This window comes from Helicobacter cetorum (genome assembly GCF_900198405.1).
In the GTDB taxonomy this organism is placed as follows: domain Bacteria; phylum Campylobacterota; class Campylobacteria; order Campylobacterales; family Helicobacteraceae; genus Helicobacter; species Helicobacter cetorum_C.
This window is the reverse complement of record NZ_FZMR01000014.1, coordinates 39164-57060: the sequence shown is the minus strand read 5'-3', so window position 1 is coordinate 57060 and position 17897 is coordinate 39164. Positions and strand designations below refer to the sequence as shown.

At 35.7% G+C, this 17897-nt stretch carries 15 protein-coding genes and 1 pseudogene; 5 read left to right on the top strand and 11 right to left on the bottom strand.

Annotation, left to right across the window (positions count from 1 at the left end):
* Together C6H25_RS04665 and radA are read left to right on the top strand one after the other, a co-directional pair.
* A partial coding sequence (locus C6H25_RS04665) for a ribbon-helix-helix domain-containing protein (protein ID WP_233707331.1) occupies positions 1-142 on the top strand: 142 nt, incomplete at its 5' end.
* A gap of 101 nt (positions 143-243) precedes the next feature.
* On the top strand, positions 244-1590 hold the full coding sequence (gene radA / locus C6H25_RS04660; RefSeq protein ID WP_104748298.1) for a DNA repair protein RadA: 1347 nt from the start codon (positions 244-246) through the stop codon (positions 1588-1590).
* 436 nt (positions 1591-2026) lie between these two features.
* On the opposite strand, the gene gdhA is transcribed toward radA, so the two are convergent.
* From gdhA to C6H25_RS04645, 3 genes are all read right to left on the bottom strand, one after another.
* Positions 2027-3373 carry an NADP-specific glutamate dehydrogenase gene (gene gdhA, locus C6H25_RS04655; RefSeq protein ID WP_104748297.1) on the bottom strand — a complete coding sequence of 449 codons (1347 nt, stop codon included), beginning with the start codon at positions 3371-3373 and terminating at the stop codon, positions 2027-2029.
* A gap of 77 nt (positions 3374-3450) precedes the next feature.
* On the bottom strand, positions 3451-4281 hold the full coding sequence (locus C6H25_RS04650; RefSeq protein WP_104748296.1) for a HemK/PrmC family methyltransferase: 831 nt from the start codon (positions 4279-4281) through the stop codon (positions 3451-3453).
* On the bottom strand, positions 4278-5501 hold the full coding sequence (locus C6H25_RS04645) for a M48 family metallopeptidase (RefSeq protein WP_104748295.1): 1224 nt from the start codon (positions 5499-5501) through the stop codon (positions 4278-4280). The genes C6H25_RS04650 and C6H25_RS04645 overlap by 4 nt, the downstream gene beginning before the upstream one ends.
* Before the next feature lie 253 nt (positions 5502-5754).
* Between C6H25_RS04645 and C6H25_RS04640 the strand changes: the two genes are divergently transcribed.
* Positions 5755-6288 carry a hypothetical protein gene (locus C6H25_RS04640; protein WP_104748294.1) on the top strand — a complete coding sequence of 178 codons (534 nt, stop codon included), beginning with the start codon at positions 5755-5757 and terminating at the stop codon, positions 6286-6288.
* Between the two features lie 6 nt (positions 6289-6294).
* Here the strand turns inward: C6H25_RS04640 and C6H25_RS04635 are convergent.
* From C6H25_RS04635 to C6H25_RS04610, 6 genes and pseudogenes are all read right to left on the bottom strand, one after another.
* A pseudogene (locus tag C6H25_RS04635) lies at positions 6295-6462 on the bottom strand (outer membrane beta-barrel protein); the annotation flags it as partial.
* Between the two features lie 15 nt (positions 6463-6477).
* The gene (locus C6H25_RS04630) at positions 6478-7269 is read right to left on the bottom strand and encodes a lysozyme inhibitor LprI family protein (protein ID WP_104748293.1); all 792 of its coding nucleotides are present in this window, start codon (positions 7267-7269) and stop codon (positions 6478-6480) included.
* Positions 7270-7621: 352 nt separating this feature from the next.
* Complete coding sequence (locus C6H25_RS04625) at positions 7622-8533, bottom strand: outer membrane protein (RefSeq protein WP_104748292.1); 912 nt, start codon at positions 8531-8533, stop codon at positions 7622-7624.
* Between the two features lie 68 nt (positions 8534-8601).
* Positions 8602-9696 (bottom strand): 1-deoxy-D-xylulose-5-phosphate reductoisomerase, encoded by a 1095-nt coding sequence (gene dxr / locus C6H25_RS04620; protein ID WP_104748291.1) that lies wholly within the window; start codon positions 9694-9696, stop codon positions 8602-8604.
* A 4-nt stretch (positions 9697-9700) separates the two neighbouring features.
* Entirely contained in the window at positions 9701-10501 is an 801-nt protein-coding gene (locus tag C6H25_RS04615; protein ID WP_104748290.1) for a phosphatidate cytidylyltransferase, read from the bottom strand.
* A gap of 22 nt (positions 10502-10523) precedes the next feature.
* Positions 10524-12170, bottom strand: coding sequence for an SLC13 family permease (locus tag C6H25_RS04610; protein ID WP_104748289.1), 1647 nt, complete (start codon positions 12168-12170; stop codon positions 10524-10526).
* A gap of 156 nt (positions 12171-12326) precedes the next feature.
* Here C6H25_RS04610 and mnmG point away from each other — a divergent pair, with 156 nt between their 5' ends.
* Together mnmG and dapE are read left to right on the top strand one after the other, a co-directional pair.
* Positions 12327-14192 (top strand): tRNA uridine-5-carboxymethylaminomethyl(34) synthesis enzyme MnmG, encoded by a 1866-nt coding sequence (mnmG, locus tag C6H25_RS04605; protein ID WP_104748288.1) that lies wholly within the window; start codon positions 12327-12329, stop codon positions 14190-14192.
* Positions 14193-14201: 9 nt separating this feature from the next.
* On the top strand, positions 14202-15326 hold the full coding sequence (gene dapE, locus C6H25_RS04600) for a succinyl-diaminopimelate desuccinylase (RefSeq protein ID WP_104748287.1): 1125 nt from the start codon (positions 14202-14204) through the stop codon (positions 15324-15326).
* Between the two features lie 5 nt (positions 15327-15331).
* Here dapE and C6H25_RS04595 read toward each other — a convergent pair whose 3' ends face one another.
* Positions 15332-16309 (bottom strand): outer membrane beta-barrel protein, encoded by a 978-nt coding sequence (locus C6H25_RS04595; protein ID WP_158653874.1) that lies wholly within the window; start codon positions 16307-16309, stop codon positions 15332-15334.
* A gap of 419 nt (positions 16310-16728) precedes the next feature.
* Positions 16729-17730, bottom strand: a complete 1002-nt coding sequence (locus tag C6H25_RS04585; RefSeq protein WP_104748284.1) for an outer membrane protein — start codon at positions 17728-17730, stop codon at positions 16729-16731.
* Positions 17731-17897: the final 167 nt, after the last annotated feature.

The window sequence follows — 17897 nt, the reverse complement described above, 5'->3', positions numbered from 1 at the left end:
TGCCGTAAGCTTGTATTTTTCTGATGAGCAATACCAAAAATTAGAGAAAATTGCTAGTGAAGAGGAAGAAAGCGTAGGTTCTTATATTAAACGCTATATTTTAAAGGCTTTGCGTAAAACAGAGCAAGACACTAACTCTTAATCCCCTTAATAAGCCAAATAGTTTGGCTTATGATTTTATTTTAAACCCCACTCAAATCGCTTTAGTTGTATAATCTAAGTAAAACTTATAAAAGGATTGTTATGGCTAAAAAAACTTCTTTATTTGAGTGCCAGCATTGTGGTTTTACTAGCCCTAAATGGTTAGGCAAATGCATTCAGTGCAATTCATGGGAGAGCTTTGTAGAATTAAACCAAACCCAAAAGGAAGTTTTAAATGCCCTTAAAACCCCGCTTTCAAAAACACAAAAAAGCATTTCTATTGTGGAAATTGAGCATGAAGAAGTCATTAAATTTTCTTCCACTCAAAGCGAGCTAGATATTGTTCTGGGTGGAGGGATTGCTAAGGGGGGATTGTATTTAGTTGGGGGAAGCCCAGGGGTGGGGAAATCCACTTTGCTTTTAAAGGTTGCTTCTGGGTTAGCTAGAAATAAGCAAAAGATTTTGTATGTGAGTGGCGAAGAAAGCTTGAGCCAAATTAAAATGCGGGCCACTAGACTAGATTGCATAGAAAAGGAATTGTATTTACTCAATGAAATCAATTGGCCTGTGATTAAGACTAATATTGAAAGTGAGAATTACTTTGCTTGCGTGATTGATTCTATCCAAACGCTCTATTCACCAGAGATTTCTTCAGCACCCGGTTCTATTTCGCAAGTGAGAGAAATCACATTTGAGCTTATGCGTTTAGCAAAGACCAGAGATATTGCTATTTTTATTATCGGTCATATCACTAAAGAAGGCTCAATTGCTGGCCCTAGAGTGCTAGAGCATATGGTAGATAGCGTGTTGTATTTTGAAGGTGATCCTAGCAGAGAATTAAGGATTTTAAGAAGTTTTAAAAACCGCTTTGGCCCCACAAGTGAAATCGGGCTCTTTGAGATGAAAGAGCAAGGTCTAGTGAGTGCAAAAGAGGCTTCAAGCTTATTTTTTTCTAAAGAAGAGCCTATGGAGGGAAGTGCGATTACCATTACTTTAGAAGGCTCAAGAGCATTAATCTTAGAAATCCAAGCGTTAGTGAGTGAATGTAGTTTTGGAGCGCCCAAAAGACTAGCCAATGGATTTGATACTAATAGGCTTAACATGCTCATAGCTTTATTAGAAAAAAAGTTAGAAATCCCACTCAATCGCCACGATGTGTTTATCAATGTGAGTGGGGGCATTAAGATTAGTGAGCCTGCTTGTGATTTAGCTGTCATTGCTAGTATTCTCTCAAGTTTTAGAAACAGAAAAATTGATAATAAAACCGCCTTTTTAGGTGAGGTTAGTTTGAATGGCAGGATTTTAGAAGCCCCTAATTTGAACGCAAGGTTAAAAGAAATGGAGAATTATGGTTTTTTAAAAGCCATTTTGCCTAAAAAACCCAGTCAAAAAACTTCTATCAAATGCTATGAGGCGAATGTGGTAGGCAAGATTATTGAATGGATGTAGTTTCTTGACTTTGCGTTTTCTTATCTGACTAAGTTTGTGGCATAAGAATATCTTTTTACAAAGCATTTAAGCGAAATAATAAAAATATTTAACATCGTATTCTATCGTGTGTATATTAAGTTTTAATAACCCCCTCCACACCAAAACAGCTTGTTAGCTAAAAACTACTAAGCTTAACGCTTTACTTACCTTTAGGGGCGTTATTCCCACGACCGCCACCACTAGGATTACCGGTAGTTGAAGGAAATCCTGCACCATTAGGGTTAGAACTAGGTTGACCTTTTCCCATGTTATCTCCTTTCATTAAAAATACCTAACTCTTAAGTTTTCAAACCCAAAAGCTAGAATCCCATGAAATCAAAAAAAAAAAAAACAATCAGTAAATAATTTTAAAATCTTAACTCCCCCCCCCCTCCTTTTTTAATAAAAAACTCTTTTAAACCCCTTGGGCTATCATGGCATGCGCTACTTTTCTAAAACCAGCGATATTAGCCCCTAGAACAAAATTCGTAGGGTCTTTAAACTCCTTAGCAGTTTGAGAGACATTTTTATAAATTTCTTTCATAATATGGTGTAATTTTGCATCCACCACTTCAAAAGTCCATGGGTGCATGCTCGCATTTTGCGACATTTCTAAGCCACTCACACTCACGCCCCCAGCATTTGCTGCCTTACCTAAGCCATAAGAAATTTTAGCTTGCAAAAATAATTCAATTGCTTCATTGCTTGAAGGCATATTTGCCCCTTCAGCCACGCATTTACACCCATTAGAAAGAAGTGTTTTAGCATCTAATACGCTTAATTCATTCTGCGTCGCACTAGGAAAAGCCGCAAAACAAGGCACATGCCATACTGCATTACCCCCTTTAGGATAATTTTCTACAGGTGTGTATTTAGCGCTTGTTTTCTCTAAGGCGTATTCCTTAATCCTTCCGCGACGCACTTCTTTAATCTCTTTTAAAAGCTCTAAATCAATGCCATCTTTATCATAAATCATGCCATTAGAATCACTTGCAGTAACAGGCTTTGCTCCCATTTGAAGTAATTTTTCAATCGTATAAATAGCTACATTACCACTCCCAGAAACACTGCAAATCTTACCTTCTAAAGAGCTGTTTCTCTCTTGCAACATTTCTTCAGCAAAATACACACACCCATAGCCTGTAGCTTCTTTTCTAGCTAAACTCCCTCCATAAGTTAGCCCCTTACCAGTCAATACACCTTCAAAACGATTGACTAATTTCTTGTATTGCCCAAATAAATAGCCAATTTCTCTTTCACCCACCCCAATATCTCCAGCTGGAACATCAGTAGTCGCTCCAATATGGCGGTATAATTCATTCATAAACGCCTGACAAAAACGCATAATTTCATGCTCGCTCTTGTTTTTAGGGTCAAAATCACTCCCCCCCTTAGCCCCCCCCATAGCCAAAGTGGTGAGCGAATTTTTCAACACTTGCTCAAAGCCTAAAAATTTAATCACGCTTTCATTCACGCTTGGATGGAATCTCAACCCCCCCTTATAAGGGCCAATAGCAGAATTAAACTCAATTCTACACCCACGATTAACTTGAATTTGATTGTTATCATCTAGCCATGACACTCTAAAAAAGATTTCCCTCTCAGGCTCAACTAAACGCTCTAAAATTGCATGCTTTTCAAAACTTTTATCGCTATCTAAAAGGGGTTTTAAAGAATATAATGCCTCATGCACAGCTTGATGGAACTCTTTTTGATGCGGGTATTTGTGCTTTAAGTGTTTAAGAATCTTTTCAGTATACATGGATATAAGCTCCTTTAAGTAGGTTTGAAATATCCTTTATTGTAATACAAAAACAACAACCAATAACCCCAAAACACTCAACAAAAAGATTTTAAAACCCCTAAAAACCCCCTATCTAACCCGCTCCAATCTTTATAAAACTCTGCCTTATAACCATAATCTCTTAAGCATTCTTTCAAACTCGCTTGCTGGTCATAGCCCATTTCACACAGCAAAAAGGGAATTTTTAGCTTAGAAGCTAAAGCAATGATTTCTTTTAAAATTTCATCGCCTTTAACCCCTCCAAAAAGAGCGTTATGCGGTTCTTTTAAAACGCATTTTTCTAAAGGATAATCTCTAGCGATATAAGGGGGGTTAGAAACAAGCAGTTGCGGAATGCTTGGCATATTATCCCATAGATTTGTCTCTATTAATTGAATGCGTTCTTTAAGCTGGTAATATTCAATATTTTTTGATGCTACTTCCAAGGCATCTTTTGAAATATCGCTTGTCAAAAGAGAGATGTAAGGATTTTCTAAAGCCAAGCTAACAGAAACACACCCACTACCAATACCAATTTCGCCTACATCTTTTAAATGATAACAAGAAATAATTTCAAGGGCTTTTTCTACTAAAAGCTCTGTTTCAGGGCGAGGGATTAAAACACGCTTATCCACATAAAAATCACGCCCATAAAAACCACAACACTTTAATAAATATTCCAAAGGCTCATGGCTTTTACGCTGTTTGACTAGAGAAAAAAACCGCCCTTTTTCATCGTCATTCAAAAGCATTTGTGAGTTAGCATGCAAAAAAACACGCTCTTTTTTTAAAACAAAGCTTAGAATTTTTTCAGATTCTAAAGCCCCTCTAAACCCCTCTTTAGCTAATTCTTTTCTGCCATGATTTAAAGCATTAGTAATGGTCATTTAATCTCGTAATCTAAAGCCTTTAAACGCTCTACTAAAGGGGGGTGAGTATAGTGCAAAAAGATATAAAAAGGGTGTGAATGAGGGAAAGCCTTATTTTCATTAGCGATACACACTAAAGCCTCAGCCAAAGTTTCTTTAGAACTCAATCTCGCTCCAAATCTATCTGCTGCATATTCATTCTTACGGCTAAAAAACCCAATAATAGGCATCGCATAAAAAGAAAACACCGGCAAAAGCAAAAGTAAAATAGCAATCAAGCTTGCTGGGGTTTCTGAAACATTAAAGCCTTCAAAAACCACTGAGGGCAAATTAGAAACAATGGCAAAAATAACTGCCAATAGCACTCCCATAAGCCCTAAGCCTTTCAATAAATCCTTATGTTTAAAATGCCCTAATTCATGCCCTAAAACTGCTAAAAGCCCCTCTGATTCAACCTTAGCCAATAAAGTGTCAAATAAAACCACTCGCTTGCTTTTTCCTAAGCCTCCAAAATACGCATTCAAACGCTCATCTCTCCTACTAGCATCCATAACGAATATTCCCTCGCTTTTAAACCCAACTTTAGTCATCATGCGTTCAATTTTGCTCTCTAAATCCTTGTTATTCAAAGGAGTGAATTTATTAAAAATCTGTGAAATTTTAGGATAAAAAAGATTGGCTAAAACCATGAAAGCAAACACAATAAAAAATCCGCCAACTTCCCAATGCTCCACATACTGCATAACCATAATCAACAAATAAATTACCACTAAACCCACTATTAAAGTCAACACAAGACTTTTTAAAAAATCTTTAAAAAATAATTGTGGCGTGATGTTAGAAAAACCAAACCCTTTATCCAAGTGCATTGTAGTATAGTAGCTTAAGGGCAAGGAAAGAACGCTTTGTAAGCCCAAAAAGAGCAAGGCAAACACCAAATAGCCTACAACTTCTGAAAATTCTAAGTCATGGATTAAGTTTTCTAGCATGCCTAGCCCAAAGAACACCCACCATGAAAAAATCAAGCCATCTATAATTTGTGTGGCTATAGATAATTGCAATTTCTTAATGGTGTAATGACCTGCCTTTTCGTATTCTATTTGAGGCAATAAGATGGGCTTTTCATGGAGCTTTTGACGCACAAAATTGAGCTGAAGTCCATCGCCTATAATGTAAGGGGTCGTATAAAAAAGCCAATACGCAATGCAAACAACCATATCTACCCATAAATCTAACATCTTTTTAACGCTCCTTAACTATCATCGCACGCTATATTCAAAAATCAATAATGAGAGAGTTTGAGTAAATAATTAACCAATCAAACTCAAAAAATTAAAAATTCACTTAATAATATTATTTAAACAAATGGATTATAACAACTTTTAACTATTTTTTAGCGCTAAAATGACTTGCTATTATTTTTTACAGTCTCAAAAACTTCTTTAAGGGTCTTTTTTAGGTATGATTTAATTTTTTATAAAGGCTTTTGATATGTTATCTCAAATTTTCTCTTTTAGAGGGCGTTTTTTAAGCGTCTATATTCTCTCAACCCTGTTGTTAGTGGCGGTTTTATTAGGCTCATTTATAAATCATGAAAAAGCCATGCTCTTAAAAAACACTAAAATCCGCATGCAATACACCGCCAATCGCATTAGTCAAGAAATCTTCAAACTAGATGCTAACCATACTGAAAATGCTTTACAAAGCTTAGAAAATAAATTTAAAGACACGCCCTTTGTTTTATTGGATACAGAAAGTCATATTAAGCTTTCTAATATAGGAGCGTTTGTGATGTATTCTTCCAAAGACCCCATCCAAGCACCCCAATTTATCGCTAAAAAACATGGTCTTTATTTTATGGATAACTCACCACAGGGGAATTTAGGCATTTCAAGCGTGATGATTGTAGAAGAAATGCCAAGTTTTATGCCCCTTTATAAAACTATAGGCCTAATTTTCTTAAGCGCTTGCTTATTTATCGCTTTAATCGCTCGTTGGCTCTATAAAATAAACAAGTTTTTATAAAATGTCTTAAAAACTAAAAACATAATTAAAATAAAGGGCGTAATTTCTTTGGAAAGTTACGCTATAAGGCAATTTCGCATTCAAACTACCTAAGCCATACAACAAGCTAAGCACTTCATGCTGACTAATATTAGCTTGCATGTAGGTGTTGCTAATGGTAGGGACTTTTATCCCAAATTCAAACGCATATTAATGCGTCTCTACAAGAATGGGCTTATTACCAAACCCCCTAGCAACCTCATCAACATGTTCTAACGCCTCTTCCTTGCTCCTATAAGGACCAACAAGATAGCGCATAAGCATATTTTTTTGCTCAATCTTATGGGTAAACCCCTTTAAAATCTGTAAAAAATCCTTATTAGGTGTATTCATAAACGCCCCTACTTGCAGATAATACCCCTTATTAAGAATATTATTGGCATTTTCTAAACTAGGTTTTACAACCTCTTGTTTATCTGTGCTATTAGCAGAGCTTTTAGGAGTTTCTTTATTGGGGCGTGTTTTATCCTTTTTGATTTTTGACTTGCTTGATTTGGTTTGAACTTTTTGCATTTTATGGATTTGTTTTATCTTTTTATTGGTTCTTTTAGCCTCTTCATAGAAGTCGTTTAAATCTTGGAGTCTTTGTCTAGCATATGCCTCATAGCAACCGCTATAAACCATGCTCTCATCAATAGGGGTTTCAGGGCTTACAAGCATGTTTAGTGCAACACATTCCCTATCAGCATTTTTTAGCCATTCTTGCTCAGTTTGTTTGAGAATTTCTTTGACTTTTAAGGGGTTGTATGGCGTTGCGTTATCCATGCTTTCTAATAAGCTTATAAGGTTCTTATGAATTTCATTAAGCTCTGATTTAAGGGTTTCTACACCTTTATGAATGTTTTCTTGTTGGGCACACTTATGATGATTTTTAGCCTTTTTACAATCCAAGCCAAAAGCACTCAAGGATAGAAAAACAAACAATAATGCCATTTTTCTCATTAAAACTTCTCCCTTAAATGCCTAAGTTATTTTAAAATGGTAACATAAACACCCTTGCTTTTATTGTTTCTGCCCTATTGAGAATAAAAAGATTAGATATTAGTGTAACCACTTAAGCCTTGAACACAAGAACTTGCGAACTAAAAACCACAAATCTAAAAAATACCGCCTACAAAATTAAGAAGTGAAACTACAAATCATACTACTATAGACTACAGAAATAGTTAATATAAAGAAACAAAAAGAAGTAATCCTTAAGTTTTAAAAGAAACGCTAATGCCTAAATTTAAATACATCAAAAGCATTAAAGCCGTATTTTCATAAGAAAATAAAGGCTTTAAGACAATGAAAATTAAAAACTATAAATATAATTAAAATAAATAGAATAATTGCGTCTAAAGACCGCTTTATAAGGAATGCTCCTATAGCCGTTTTCATAAAGAGATAAAAATTGTGCCACATCTTCTTTGCTATTATTAAGCTTATTCATCAACATGTAATTATTGATATAGTAAGTGGGAATTTTAATACCAAAACCGAAATGATTGTGCTTGCCCCCTAGTCGCACCCCTAAATTCACTAAAAATTGGAAAGCATTATTGTTAATCTTGCCTCCAAAAGTGTTTTTTAAATAATTTCTATAAGTTTTTTCATCGCTCAAATCATAATTAGCCCCAGCAAACGCAATCCCAATTCTAAAACCAGCAAAAAACTTATCGCCATTATACGCATTCAATAATAAATCCATATAAGTGCCATAGGTAGAAATTACAATGGATTCTGTTTTTTGATAAGCAAAGGGGTTAGAATCAAAAAGATTGTAAGCAAGACTACCCCTACCATAAACAGACGCACTCATATCATAAAATAGCCCCCACCTAAAGCCAAACCACTTAGTTTCTTTATGCTTGCCTACCCATTTATACCCTAGCATTAAACCAAAGCCATTAGAAACATACGAACGCTTTTGTGTAGGACTCTCAAGAGCGCTCAATACAATCTTATCCTTGTTAGGATATTGGAATAAATCCATATTGGTATTATTGTGTTGGATACTACCTAACTGATAGCCTAACCCCATATAAAAAGCGCTTTTATCCGCATAGCGCTTTGTGGGCGACTCTACTTTATTACCCGAAAAATAGAAATCGCCTTTTGTGAAAGCATCTTTAAAGCTATCTGCACTCAAAGGGTTGCAAGATAGCACCAAAGCAAGTAAAAAACTTTTTTTCTTAATAGAGTGTTTGTTGTAAAATTTTAACATTTTGAGTCAGTCCCTTTTAAATAAAAGTCCAATGACTGACATTATAATTAAAATTTAATCATTTGTATTCAAAACCTAAAACGCTCTCTTACTTCCTTATCTAACTCTAGCACCTCTTCTAAACTAGAGAGATTAAGAGACTTTTTAGCATAGAAATCTAGGGCTTGAGAAATAGTCTCAATGAGCTTTCCAAAAATAATTTCTTGATTCAAAAACTTTTCAATCGCTACTTCATTGCTCGCATTAAGCACCACACCTAATTGCGGATTTTCTAATAGCAAGTCTTTATAACGCCACAAAATATAACGCTCTGTATTGATAGGCTCAAATTTAATCGCACTCAAAGCACATAAATCTAAGGGGGCAACGCTTGGAGTTTGACTGGCTAAAGTAGGGTCTATGGCATAGCTAATAGGTAGTTTCATATCCGCGCTTGCCAAATGCGCGCTAATAGAATTATCTTCAAATTCCACTAAAGCATGCACCATAGAACTCCTTTCAATTACAGCATCAATTTTTAAAGAAGCCCCAAAAAGCCAACGAGCCTCCAAAACTTCAAAAAGCTTGTTGATAGAACTTGCTGAATCAATGGTAATCTTTTTTCCCATGCTCCAATTAGGGTGTTTAAGAGCGTTTTCTACGCTTTGAGTAGCAATAAGCTCTAATGGCGTGTCTCTAAAAGCCCCTCCACTAGCCGTAATCATTAAAGTTTTAGGGCGTGATTGAGTGTTTTTAAGCAAAAACCATAAAGCAAAATGCTCGCTATCAATAGGCATAATTTTTGAAGTATCTAATAACCAGCCTGCACTCACTAAGCTTTCTTTATTGGCTAGAGCTAATTTTTTATCGCTTTTTAACACACTAAAACTTGCTCTTAATCCTGCCACACCTACAATAGCATTCATCACTACCTTAGAGGTGCATTCTGCTATCATCTCATTAATTCCCTCTAAGCCAACAAAAACTTTTGCTCCTAAAGGCTCTAAATTTTTAACATCTTTAGAATCTAAAATCGCTACTTTCTTAGGCTTAAAAATTTTAATTTGCTCATTTAATAAGGCGATATTTTTACCCGCACTCAACGCCTCTATTCCAACCTTGAAACTTTGAGCGATTTTTAACGCATTCTTTCCAATAGAACCTGTGCTACCTAAAATAACCATTTTTTTAATCTCCTAAAAATACCGCCGTTTCTTTCCAAATTTCTAAAAAATACAACAACACATGCAAAGTTAGCGCCCCAAAAAGCATGGCATCTAATCTATCTAATATGCCCCCATGCCCTGGCAAAATTTTACCACTATCTTTAACTCCAGCTTGTCTTTTTAAATAGCTTTCATATAAATCCCCAAACACTGCAAAAAGAGAGATTAAAAAACTAAAGAAAAGCGATACAAAAAAGCCCCCACTTAATTTTCCCATGCCTACAAATGCCCCAACTACACTCGCTAAAACCACACCAATAAACGCCCCTTCTAAAGTCTTATTAGGCGAAGTGGGGCTAAAAGGGGTTTTACCAAAAATTTTACCCCCAAAATATGCTCCTACATCGCTTAAGACAACCACTACTAAAAGCCAAATAATCGCTAATGTGCCAAAGTCTTTATAAATCCCAAAAAGAGCAAAAAACCCAATTCCCGGATACAAAAAAGGCAAAACAGCTTTGCTACTAGGGGTTTTTTGATACGCTATAACTCCAGCCATTATTATCGCACCAAATAACGCGCATTCAATAGGTCTTCCATTAAAATACGCCATAACCCATGACAACACCACAAGCAAATAAAGAGAAAGACTAGATTGAATTTTAAACAATTTCAAAGCCTCAGAAAATCCCATTAAATACACTCCCCCTAAAATCGCCCAAAACAACAATAAATTATCCGCATATAAAATCAAAGTTGCTACAATGACTAAAATAATCCCCGTAATATAACGGGTTTTTTCTTTTAACAATTTTTCTTTCACTATCAAACTTTCCTAAAAAAAATTAACTTACAAATACGAATGAAACAAGCGTGTAAGTAAAAGCACTGATTAAAACAACCCCCACTACATTTAACCATAGTCCCGCCTTAATCATATCTGTTATTTTAACATACCCAGAGCCATAGGCTATCGCATTAGGTGGAGTGGCTACAGGAAGCATGAACGCACAAGTAGCTGCCAAAGCCACAGGAATAGTAAATAATAGACTTGATTGCCCCTCATAACCCATTCCCATCGCAACCCCCCCAATCACCGGTAAAAATGCGGCGGCTGTGGCGGTATTAGAAGTGATTTCAGTTAAGAAAATAACCATTAAAGTAACCACCACAATAATGAGTAAAATTGGAAAATGTGAAAAACTAGAGACTTGATGCCCAATCCACAAACTCAAGCCCGTTTTAGAAAATTGAGCGCTTAAAGCTAATCCCCCACCAAATAAGAGCAACACATCCCAAGGAAGTTTTTTAGTCGTATCCCAATCAATGAGTCTATCGCTTTTATTATTTGCTGGCAAAATAAACAAAAGAATAGAAACTCCCATAGCAATCACGGAGTCAATTTTATCTATTTTAATGCCACAATCTTTTAAAAGCGTGCCTAAAAAAATCCACCCCAAAGACGCTAAGATAAAAATAATGCCTACTAAGATTTCAGCTTGACTTAAACGCCCTAGTTTATGCAATTCTTCTTTGACCACTTCCTTACCGCCCGGAATTTCTTTAATCTTTAAAGGAAAAATCACATAAGTGAGTAAAAGCCATGAAATAATTAGCATAATAAAAGCTAAAGGCGTGCCAAAAAGCATCCATTTTCCAAAATCTATCTCAATATTAAAAGCGGTTTTCATATAGCCTGCTAGTAGAGCATTAGGCGGAGTGCCAATGAGAGTGCCTAAAGAGCCAATAGAGGCAGAATACGCAATGCCAAGCATTAAACAAATGCTAAAATTCGTGCGGTATATGATGGTTTTTTCTTGCACTTTTTGAGCGATGTCCTTACCTTTATGCACTACATTACTAAGCATTCCCCCATGGGCTTTAGTAATTTCTTCTTTATGCAACCCATTAGAAGTGTTTTGATTCTCTGTGCCAACAAGCTTTGCTACTAAATGTAAAACGCTCAAGCCCACAGGGAGCATCATTACAGCCGTTGCAGTATTAGAAACCCACATAGATAAAAAGCCTGTAGCTATCATAAAACCTAAAATCAATCTTCTAGGACTTGTGCCTACAAATAAAATTATACCTAGTGCCATGCGTGTGTGTAAATTCCATTTTTGCATACTTAGCGCTAGAATAAAGCCCCCCATAAAGAGAAAGATAATCGGTGAGGCATACGATGCACTCACGCTTTGGAACTTATCTACACCAAAAACACTAAAAAGCACTAAAGGCAAAAGAGCCGTTGCCGGTAAATCAATAGCTTCTGTCATCCACCATGCCCCCATTAAAATAGAAACCCCCGCCACAATAGGCATAGCTTTATAGTTTAAAGAGCTAAGTTTGGGGATTTCTTCAACCACATGAGAGATGTGAGAATTTAAAGCATAATAGACAATCAGTGCTAATAGCACCCCACCTACTAAACCAACGATACGCACAACATTAGTGCTTTTATCATCTGCATTATGATTGCTTTCTTCTTGCATTAAACATTCCTCTTTCTAATTCTAGTCATGCTACAATAAATCTTACATAAAGGCACAACTTCACCAAGTCGTAATGACATTGTAATTAAGTTTGTTTAATCATATGGTTACTTAAAACAAGGTGCTTTCAAAATTCATTTAAAAATAGGAAAGAAAGTGATAAAAGAATTGGATATTTTAGTGGTCGGTGGGGGTCATGCCGGTATTGAAGCAAGTCTCATTGCCGCAAAAATGGGGGCTAAAACGCATTTAATCACCATGCTTATAGACACTATAGGACTAGCGAGTTGTAACCCAGCCATTGGGGGCTTAGGCAAAGGGCATTTGACTAAAGAAGTAGATGTTTTAGGGGGGGCTATGGGGATAATTACAGATAATAGTGGCTTACAATATCGTGTGTTAAACGCTTCTAAAGGCCCAGCGGTTAGAGGCACACGTGCACAAATTGATATGGATACTTACCGCATTTTTGCAAGAAATCTAGTCTTAAATGCTAAAAATTTGAGCGTGTCTCAAGAAATGACTGAGAGCTTAATCATTGAAAATGATGAAGTCATAGGCGTAACAACTAATATCGGTAATACCTACAAGGCTAAAAAAGTGATTATCACTACAGGCACTTTTTTAAAAGGGGTGGTGCATATTGGCGAACACCAAAATGAAAACGGACGCTTTGGAGAAAACGCCTCTAACTCACTCGCTTTAAATTTAAGAGAGCTTGGCTTTAAGGTAGATAGATTAAAAACAGGCACTTGCCCTAGAGTGGCTGGAAATAGCATTAATTTTGAAGGCTTAGAAGAGCATTTTGGAGATGAGACTCCCCCTTTTTTTAGCTACAAAACCACAGATTTTAACCCCACCCAACTCTCTTGTTTTATCACTTACACTAATCCCACTACCCATAAGCTTATTAGAGACAATTTTCACAGAGCCCCCCTATTTACCGGTCAAATTGAAGGCGTAGGCCCAAGGTATTGCCCAAGCATTGAAGACAAAGTCAATCGCTTTAGCGAAAAAGAACGCCACCAGCTGTTTTTAGAGCCCCAAACCATCCATAAAAGCGAATACTATGTGAATGGCTTAAGCACTTCTTTACCCCTAGATGTGCAAGAAAAAGTCATTCATTCTATCAAAGGTTTAGAAAATGCCCTTATCACTCGCTATGGCTATGCGATAGAATATGATTTCATCCAACCTACAGAATTAACCCACACTTTAGAAACCAAAAAAATTAAGGGACTCTACTTAGCTGGACAAATCAATGGGACTACCGGCTATGAAGAAGCCGCCGCTCAAGGGCTTATGGCAGGAATTAACGCCGTATTAGCTCTCAAACATCAAGCCCCTTTCATTTTAAAGCGTAATGAGGCTTATATTGGTGTGCTAATTGATGATTTAGTTACTAAAGGCACGAACGAGCCTTACAGAATGTTTACAAGCCGAGCTGAATATCGCTTGCTTTTAAGAGAAGATAACACGCTCTTTAGACTAGGTGAATACGCCTATAATTTGGGGCTTATGGAGCAAGTTTTCTATGATAAATTGATTAAGGATAAACAAGAGATACAAGACAATTTAAAACGCCTTAAAGAATGCGTTTTCACCCCTAATAAAGAAGTTTTAAAACGCTTAAATGAACTAGATGAAAATCCTATCAATGACAAAATTAATGGCGTTAGCCTATTAGGGCGTGATAGTTTTAGTTTGGAAAAAATGCGTGCGTTTTTTGATTTCTTAGCCCCCTTAAATGAGCGGGTCTTAGAGCAAATTAAAATTGAATGCAAATATAATATTTATATTGAAAAGCAACACGAAAATATCGCTAAAATGGATAGTATGCTCAAAGTCTCTATTCCTAAAGATTTTGTGTTTAAGGGTATTCCTGGCTTAAGCTTAGAAGCTATAGAAAAGTTAGAAAAATTTCGCCCTAAAAGTCTTTTTGAAGCTTCAGAAATTAGTGGGATTACTCCGGCTAATTTAGATGTCTTGCATTTATATATTCATCTAAGAAAAAATTCTTAAAGGGTCTTAATGAATGCGCATACAATCACTCAAAAGCTCATCAGCTACCCTAGCATCACACCCAAAGAGTGTGGTATTTTTGAGTATATCAAATCTCTTTTTCCTACTTTTAAAATCCTAGAATGCGAAAAAGATGGCGTGAAAAATCTTTTTTTATACCGAGTTTTTAACCCAAAAACTGGAATTAAACCCCTACATTTTTGCTTTGCAGGTCATATTGATGTTGTGCCTCCTGGAAATAATTGGCAAAGCGAGCCTTTCACACCCACTATTAAAGAGGGTTATCTCTATGGGCGTGGAGCACAAGATATGAAAGGGGGTGTGGGGGCGTTTTTAGGTGCGAGCTTGAAATTTAACCCTAAAACCCCTTTTATGCTCTCCATTTTACTCACTAGCGATGAAGAAGGGCCAGGGATTTTTGGCACAAAACTTATGCTAGAGCAACTAAAAGAAAAAGATTTGTTACCTAATATGGTCATTGTGGCTGAACCCACTTGCGAGAAAGTCTTAGGCGATAGTATTAAAATTGGCAGAAGAGGTTCTATTAATGGCAAACTGATTTTAAAGGGCATTCAAGGGCATGTGGCCTATCCACAAAAATGCAAAAATCCTATTGATTCTCTTGCTTCTGTCTTACCTTTAATTTCAGGAATCAATTTAGATAATGGCGATACAAATTTTGCCCCTTCAAAACTTGTCATCACTAACTTGCATGCAGGATTAGGAGCTAATAATGTAACTCCAGCAAGTGTGGAGATTTTATTTAATGTGCGCCATTCTTTAAAAACCACCAAAGAGAGCTTAAAAGAGTATTTAAAAAAGGTTTTAAAAGATTTGTCTTATTCTTTAGAATTAGAGCAAAGCTCTTTACCTTTTATCACTTCTTCTCACTCAAAGCTTATTAGCGTGTTAAAAGAAAATATTTTAAAAATATGCAACATTACCCCAAGCCTAAATACTAAAGGTGGCACCAGTGATGCGCGATTTTTTAGTGCTTATGGCATAGAAGTGGTGGAATTTGGTGTCATCAATGATAGAATCCATGCCATTGATGAGAGAGTGAGCTTAAAAGAATTAGAATCTTTAGAAAAGGTGTTTTTGGGGGTTTTAGAGAGTTTAAGCCAAAAGGCTTAAGCTTTTTATTTAAAACTATAGACATAGTTGAAACCAAACAGATAATTTTGTGGAATCTTAAGTTTGTTATACCCGTCTTGCTCTATGTCAAACTTATTAGTAACCGTAGGCAGTTTAGCTACAAATTCAAAAGCATGGCGACTAAATCCTATGCGTAAGCCCAAATTAACAAAAAATTGAAAGAAATTCCCCATAACGCCACTTGAAGAAAAGTAAGTTGAACCAGCTAAAGCCCCTCCAATTCTAAATCCAGCAAAAAATCTATCCCCATTATAAGCATTGATAAGCCAATCAGAATACACGCCATAATTGCTAAAGCCAACATTCATATTTTGTAAAGCTTGGTTAACCATATTACTTGTGCTAATGGGGCAAGCATTAAACAAGCAATTATTAAGATCACTTAACTCATTGAATATGTTTGACATATAAACAGACCCACTAGCAAAGACCCCCACCCTAGCCCCACTCCATTTAGTGTTTTCCCTATCGCCAACCCATTTATATCCTAGAACGATATCGCCCCCATTTGTAGTAGCAGAGCCATATTCATAGCCTATACCAAGATAAAATGAATCTTTATCTGCATAATCATATCTATCATCATATTTGATAGAGCTATATATAAGTGGTTTTTCTGTTTTTTGTGGCGTTGGTTCGCTAGGTTTTGGTGCTATTTGCTGTTGTTTTGGTTGTGTATCCTTATTAAGCTCCTCTTTTTTTAGAGCTATATTTTCATGGCTTACTTCTTGATGACTAAAAATCTTTTCATACTGCGAATGGCTATAGATTGGCTTAGCTTGAGTATCAGTGATAATAGGCGTTTTATCTTGTTGATTAGCCTTTTTCAACTCTTCTTGATAGACTTCTTTTTTCAATTCTTCCTGCATGATTTTGTCATGCAAGGCTTTTTCTTTGGCTTTTTCTTCAGCCTTTTTTTGAATGATTTCTTGACGCACTTCTTTAGTAATGCGTTCTTTCATTTCTTCATAGGTTTCTGCACTAAGAACATGAATATTTAATAAAGTTGATAGGCTCACAGAAATAAAACAAATTGGTTTTATTTTATTTATTGGGGGAGGTAATTGAATGGCAACGCATTTCATTTCCTCTTGTTAATGTGATTTTACAAAAAAGGAGTATTTTAATATTAAAAACCTTTGATTTTGATAAAAGAGTATTTTTATATGAAATAAAATTTTTAATGCTAAATAAAAATTTTAAGATGAAAAAGTGCAATCAAACTAGCCTAGATAATTTTTTATACCCATAATATTTTAAAAAATTAGTTTGTAAGCAATCAAGTCTTATAAACGATGTGTGTCTATAAAGTTTTTTAAAAACTCTCGTTTCATTTTTAATAAAGAAAAAGAGTTTTAAAAAAAGGGGGTTAGAGAAAAAATTAAAAACTATAAATATAGTTGAAATAAAGAGCAAAATCACGCTTAAAGGCTATATGATAAGGAATATTGGAATACCCTTTGTCATAATATAATGCGTTTAAGCCTTTATTCTGTGCATTGAACGAAGCAATAGCTCCATTTTGAGTTTTATATTGAGTTGTAATGGTGCTACTTTTTACCTTATCAGTATTAGCTTGCATATAGTTGCTTTCAATAGTAGGAATTTTGATACCAAACTCAAAATGATTGTGCTTGCCCCCTAGTCGCACTCCCAAATTCACTAAAAATTGGAAAGCACTCGTTGCAATATTACCCCCAAGATATTCATTAAGATAGGTTTGATAGATTTTACTATTCTTTAAGCTATAGCTCACACCAGCAAACGCTATGCCAAGTCTAAATCCAGCAAAAAATTTCTCGCTATTATAAGCATTGATAAGCCAATCCACATACGCTCCATAAGTAGAAAGTATCATAGAATTAGTTTTTTGCATGGTTAGATTAGAAAAGTAAGCCCCTCTTTTATAAGTAGAAGCACTAAAATCATAAAATATCCCAAACCTTACCCCAGCCCATTTGGTATTTTTATTTTTACCAACGATTTTATACCCCAAAGTGAGTCCAAAGCCATTAGATACAGCTGTGCTAGACTTTGGCTCTCCTTTTTGATAATTTAAAAAAGTAGAACTAATAATGGGGTTTGGACTAACTATAGGGGGTAATAAAGGGATATTAGGTGCTTGATTGCTTGGAGGAAGAGTGGCATAGCTACTGCCTAGAAAACCCCCTAAAAGAGAAAATCGCTGTGAAAGATCTAAATCAGTTTGGCTCTTACTCACCGCACCTAATTGATAGCCACCCCCCATATAAAACGCGCTCTTATCTGCGTATGCTGAAGTTTCTTTTGGCTTTGATAAGCTAGATTCAGTAGCAAGCCCTAGCGATGCGCCTAGAACCAATAAGAAACTAAACTTAAAGAGAGAGAGAGAGAGTTGTTTCATTAAAAAAACTCAAGATTTTAACCAATCTTATAACCATTGCAAGCATATCCTTAAATTTAAATATTAAACATTTTAACTTATACTATCTTTATTTTCCATTAAATAATTATCATCAAATAATACTGCTAAAACCCCCTAAAAACTTATCTTGAGTAATAAATATTTGT

Coding starts and splice junctions, on each gene's coding strand:
- radA (WP_104748298.1), top strand. CDS start 244: ATGGCTAAAAAAACTTCTTTATTTGAGTGCCAGCATTGTGGTTTTACT.
- gdhA (WP_104748297.1), bottom strand. CDS start 3,373: ATGTATACTGAAAAGATTCTTAAACACTTAAAGCACAAATACCCGCAT.
- C6H25_RS04650 (WP_104748296.1), bottom strand. CDS start 4,281: ATGACCATTACTAATGCTTTAAATCATGGCAGAAAAGAATTAGCTAAA.
- C6H25_RS04645 (WP_104748295.1), bottom strand. CDS start 5,501: ATGTTAGATTTATGGGTAGATATGGTTGTTTGCATTGCGTATTGGCTT.
- C6H25_RS04640 (WP_104748294.1), top strand. CDS start 5,755: ATGTTATCTCAAATTTTCTCTTTTAGAGGGCGTTTTTTAAGCGTCTAT.
- C6H25_RS04630 (WP_104748293.1), bottom strand. CDS start 7,269: ATGAGAAAAATGGCATTATTGTTTGTTTTTCTATCCTTGAGTGCTTTT.
- C6H25_RS04625 (WP_104748292.1), bottom strand. CDS start 8,533: ATGTTAAAATTTTACAACAAACACTCTATTAAGAAAAAAAGTTTTTTA.
- dxr (WP_104748291.1), bottom strand. CDS start 9,696: ATGGTTATTTTAGGTAGCACAGGTTCTATTGGAAAGAATGCGTTAAAA.
- C6H25_RS04610 (WP_104748289.1), bottom strand. CDS start 12,170: ATGCAAGAAGAAAGCAATCATAATGCAGATGATAAAAGCACTAATGTT.
- dapE (WP_104748287.1), top strand. CDS start 14,202: ATGAATGCGCATACAATCACTCAAAAGCTCATCAGCTACCCTAGCATC.
- C6H25_RS04595 (WP_158653874.1), bottom strand. CDS start 16,309: ATGAAAGAACGCATTACTAAAGAAGTGCGTCAAGAAATCATTCAAAAA.
- C6H25_RS04585 (WP_104748284.1), bottom strand. CDS start 17,730: ATGAAACAACTCTCTCTCTCTCTCTTTAAGTTTAGTTTCTTATTGGTT.